Source organism: Salinivibrio sp. MA427 (assembly GCF_001996115.1).
Taxonomy (GTDB): domain Bacteria; phylum Pseudomonadota; class Gammaproteobacteria; order Enterobacterales; family Vibrionaceae; genus Salinivibrio; species Salinivibrio costicola.
The window spans coordinates 1-4,891 of sequence record NZ_MUFH01000234.1; the positions used below are offsets into that span (position 1 = coordinate 1).

The window sequence follows — 4,891 nt, forward strand, 5'->3', positions numbered from 1 at the left end:
CCTGTGTGTGCCTCCTTTAGCTTACTTGGTACTACACTATTGCTATGCTGGATACTGAACACTTTTATTCCTGTAACAATTGCAGTGTTACTACTACTACAACTTTCTGTTGCAATTGTTGCTCTGCAATCCGGCCCCTCTCTGGCTGTGCCGATATCTTTAGTGGCAGCACTTAGCTTTAATTTTCTTTTCACCGCCCCGCGCTTTTCTTTACAAATGAGCGACGTCACTGACGTCATTAATTTGGTGGTATTTATGTTGGTCGCTGGCGTGACRAGTTACATAGCACACTTTTATCGCCAACAACGTGATGAATTAGAGCAAACCCGCTTAAGAAATAGCATCTTACTCTCCGTTTCACACGATTTACGTACCCCGCTAGCGACAATTATTGGTACCTTGACAACGTTGCAAGCGTATATGAATAAACTATCGCATACAGAAAGGAATGAACTACTCGATAGCGCGACGCAAGAAAGCCACCGCCTACATCACTACATAGAGAACTTGCTGCAAGCCACTAAGTTGCAACACGGTAGTTTAGTGATCAATAAAAACGCTGAAAACATCATCGATGTTATCAATGTTTCTGTCTCTCGGTGTCATGAGCCTGAACGAGTAAAAATTATCAGCATTGAATCTCCTACTGTGTCGGTCAGCCGTGCACTCATAGAACAAGCCATTTTTAATATTATTGACAACGCCTTAAGATATTCTCCGGCAAACACCATTGTGACTATTCATGTATATCGTCAGTCAAACAACATATACANCATAAGATATTTGATCTTTTTTATACAACACACGAGAATAAAAAAAGCGACAGTGGATCAGGTCTGGGGCTGGCGGTGGCTAATGGAGTTATACGGGCACATCAAGGCAGGATTGAGTTAGCACACTCAGAAATAGGCTGTTTAATGAGAATTCGTTTGCCTGTTGATGGTGGGAAGTAATTATGGCATACCGCGTATTATTGGTTGATGATGAAAAACAAATCCATACATTTGTTCGAATATCACTGAATGCAGAAGGATTTGATTATCTCGGCGCATATTCATTAGATGGCGCATTAAGTGTTATTCAGAATCAGTCCCCCGATGTGATTATATTAGATTTAGGCTTACCCGACGGCGAAGGTATTTCTTTACTCAATCACATTCGAAAAAAAGGACATACAACACCGGTTATTATTCTCACCGCGCGCGATCAGGAAGAAGAGAAAATTACGTTACTCGAAGCCGGTGCAAATGATTATATAAGCAAGCCATTTGGCGTGAAAGAGCTCATTGTAAGAATAAAAGTACTCGTTAGAGATTTAATCGCGCCTTCAAAGAAAACCGAGGACCTCATCCAGTGTGGTGAGTTAAGTCTATCTTTGTCAAGCCATCAATTTTGGTATCACTCTCGTTTAGTCTCGTTAACGAAGAAAGAGTTTCATTTTATGAAAATACTGATGGAAGGAAACGGCTGTTTAGTAAAGCAAGATGATCTTCTCATCTCAATTTGGGGTGAGACACACAGGCAAGACAACCATTATCTTCGTGTTTTAGTCAGTCAGATAAGAAAAAAAATATGTGAGGATGCGAGTCAACACAATATAATAAAAACGGAACCTGGCATTGGTTATCGCCTTTGTGTTAACGAGGATGACCATGATTAACCCTAAAAGCACCATTCGTTTATTATCGATGCCCATTCTATGGATGGGCATTGTCCAGTTTGTCTTTGGTCTGTTGTCGCTTTTTTTATTTAACGATCATATATCTAAAGTTTTTTTTGGCCCAGCCACCGCAATATTGTTTGTCTCGTTTTTGATCTCATTCTTCTTCAGAAGAGAAACACTAGATAATGTAGCATTTAGAGAAGCACTTATTTTCGCAACCTTGACCTGGGTTGTTACTGGTATTCTCGGTGCATTACCCATTTATTCTGTGACCGGTGTTAACTTTACTGATGCGGTGTTTGAATCTATCAGTGCATTAACCACAACAGGTGCTACGATTTTATCAGGCCTAGACGCAATGCCGCCTTCTTTTTTAATGTATCGTCAATTCCTACAATGGATGGGTGGGCTCGGTGTTGTCATTTTTGTTGTAGCAGTCTTGCCGATGCTCAATGTTGGCGGAATGCGTCTTCTTAAAGCAGAAACACCTGGGCCAATAAAAGACGACAAGCTTTCTCCTCGGATCACAAAAACCGCCCATTATCTATGGGGAGTTTATTTATCTATTACGATATTGTGCGCTATTTCCTATTATGTGTCAGGCATGTCTCTTTTTGACGCCATAGGCCATAGCTTTACGACCGTCTCTACCGGCGGATTTTCAACACATGACGCTAGCATGTGGTACTTTGAAAGCCATAGTATTTTAATGATTTCCAATATTTTTATGCTATTAGGCGCTATCAATTTTGGTTTGCATTTTCGTGTTTTTCAGCGCGGTGCAAGAGGCGTGAAGTTATACATTCAAGACGAAGAAGCCAGAATATTCGTACTCATTGTTCTTTTTTTGGGGAGTGTGTTAGGCCTCTATCTCTATAAAACCGAAACTTACCCATCATTGGCATCCTCGGTAAGCTTTGCACTTTTCCATGTCGTGTCTTTTATTACCAGTACTGGTTACGGCGCTGCTGATTTAGGTGCGTGGCCGGCAGCAACTGCATTGTTTTTAGTTTTCTGTGCTTATCTTGGCGGCTGCTCTGGCTCAACAGCAGGTGGTAATAAAATCATTCGAGATATCATCACATTTAAAGTGATACGTCGTGAAATCCAACAGCTTTCACATCCGCGTGCAGTAATCCCAATTCGATACCAAAATAAGGCCGTGTCGTCTGATGTTACCAATGCCATTATGGCGTTTATGTCATTGGTAGTATTAACCACGGTTGTGTTTACTATTTTAATGATGATGACTGGGCTTGATTTTTGGACATCGTTCACTGCTGTTGTCGCTTGTATTAATGTATTAGGCCCTGGTTTTGGTGATGTAGGTAGCAATTTCCAGCCTGTAAGTGATATAGGAATTTGGTTACTTAATGTGGCGATGATCCTTGGTCGTCTAGAATATTTTACGGTTTTAGCAATGTTATTACCGCACTTTTGGAAAATATAATAAGGTTATTATGCTATGGCACATTTTACTGTCATTGGGTTAGGTCGTTTTGGTATCGCAGCGAGCCTAGAGCTTATTCACCTTGGTCATACCGTTACCGGGGTCGATAAAGATTCTAAAATGGTTGAGCAATATGTGGAAGATTTGACCCAAGCGGTTATTTGTGACTCTACAGATGAAAATGCACTACGCGAACTTGATTTAGCAAACAGTGATGCTGTGCTTGTCGCGATTGGAGAAGATATGCAATCCAGTCTCTTGTGTACGCTTGCGTTAAAGAACCTAGGTGTCAAAGAGATTTGGGTTAAAGCCAGTACCAAAGCGCACCATACGATTGTCTCTAAGCTAGGCGTGTCTCGTATTATTCATCCTGAAGAAGAAATGGGCATACGTGTTGCCCAGTCTTTAAACTACCCAATGGTTAATAATTATCTTGCCATTGGTCATGGCTTGTACGTTGTAGAAATTGAGATAAAACCCAAACTTCATGATAGGACAATTGCACATGCACTTGGCGATGCGCGGACGAGCATCACGCCATTGCTGGTTAAGCGCGGTCAAGAGGTAATCACAGGGTTAGATACAGGCTTTGAATTGCGTAAAGCCGATCAATTACTTTTGTGTGGAACCCGAGCCGAACTGAAATATATTGCCCCGAGGTTAGTGTGACATGGTGTTATGGCATCCCTCTATTAGCCCCGTAGAGCGTAAACCGAAAGCGGGTAAGAAACTGTTAGGTGCACCACCGCTGATTCTAAGTGGTAGCTTTGCATTGTTGATTCTATTAGGAACATGTCTTTTAAAATTACCTTTCGCAACGACTGCGCCTATCTCTTGGATTCAAAGCCTATTTACAGCAACCTCAGCAGTGACAGTGACTGGGCTTGTTGTTGTTGATACAGGTACCCAATTCACCATGTTTGGCCAAACGGTGATTGCATTGCTTATCCAGTGTGGTGGGCTGGGTTTAATGACCTTTGCCATTGTGACGTTAATTGCGCTGGGCGGACGAATTGGCTTCTTACAGCGAACTGTCGCGCGTGAGGCTTTCAATCAGACAGACGCATCAACACTTACTTCGACAGCTAAGTCGGTACTTGTTTTCGCGCTACTGGTTGAAGTGATTGGGATGGCAATACTCACACTGCGCTGGCAGGGCGAGCTAGGTTGGAGTGACAGCTTATTCCACGGCTTTTTTTACACCATTAGTGCATTTAATAATGCAGGGTTTGCCCTCAGCGCCGATAGCCTAATGCCATATGTCGATGATATTACAGTCAATCTGACCATTACTGCGCTCTTTATTATCGGGGGCTTAGGCTTTACCGTATGGATCGACTTGCGGCGTCATCGGCGTTGGTCAAAGCTCACGGTGTACAGCAAAATGATGATCATAGGGACATGTTTAATTAATGGTGTAGCGTTAATTTCCATTTATCTTATTGAATACGACAACCCCAATACACTGGCTCCCTTGAGTGAATCTGGTAAGTGGCTGGCATCTTGGTTTCAAGCGGTTACACCCCGTACTGCTGGCTTTAATACATTGGCTATTGATCAGCTCGAGGATGCAACCACCGCCATTATCTTGGTGCTAATGTTTATTGGAGGAGGATCGCTAAGTACTGCTAGTGGCATAAAAGTCGTCACCTTTATAGTACTTGTTTTGGCAACATATGCATTTTTACGTCGTGATGAAGCGATTTACGTCTATAAACGTGAAATAGCCAGAGATACCGTTAGTAAAGCGTTAGCACTGTCTCTTATCTCGATAGGGA

The 4,891-nt window shown here is 42.2% G+C and carries 5 protein-coding genes and 1 pseudogene; all 6 read left to right on the top strand.

The window, feature by feature from the left end:
- Positions 1-3: 3 nt before the first annotated feature.
- A pseudogene (locus BZG79_RS16735) lies at positions 4-477 on the top strand (DUF4118 domain-containing protein); the annotation flags it as partial.
- Between the two features lie 302 nt (positions 478-779).
- Positions 780-953 carry an ATP-binding protein gene (locus tag BZG79_RS16740; protein WP_242414180.1) on the top strand — a complete coding sequence of 58 codons (174 nt, stop codon included), beginning with the start codon at positions 780-782 and terminating at the stop codon, positions 951-953.
- Positions 954-955: 2 nt separating this feature from the next.
- Complete coding sequence (locus BZG79_RS12380; RefSeq protein WP_077774524.1) at positions 956-1,660, top strand: response regulator transcription factor; 705 nt, start codon at positions 956-958, stop codon at positions 1,658-1,660.
- The gene (locus tag BZG79_RS12385) at positions 1,653-3,113 is read left to right on the top strand and encodes a TrkH family potassium uptake protein (protein ID WP_077774525.1); all 1,461 of its coding nucleotides are present in this window, start codon (positions 1,653-1,655) and stop codon (positions 3,111-3,113) included. Before BZG79_RS12380 ends, BZG79_RS12385 begins: the two co-directional genes overlap by 8 nt.
- Before the next feature lie 15 nt (positions 3,114-3,128).
- On the top strand, positions 3,129-3,782 hold the full coding sequence (locus BZG79_RS12390; RefSeq protein WP_077774526.1) for a TrkA family potassium uptake protein: 654 nt from the start codon (positions 3,129-3,131) through the stop codon (positions 3,780-3,782).
- A 1-nt stretch (position 3,783) separates the two neighbouring features.
- The coding region (locus BZG79_RS12395; RefSeq protein WP_077774527.1) for a potassium transporter TrkG at positions 3,784-4,891 on the top strand (1,108 nt) is incomplete at its 3' end.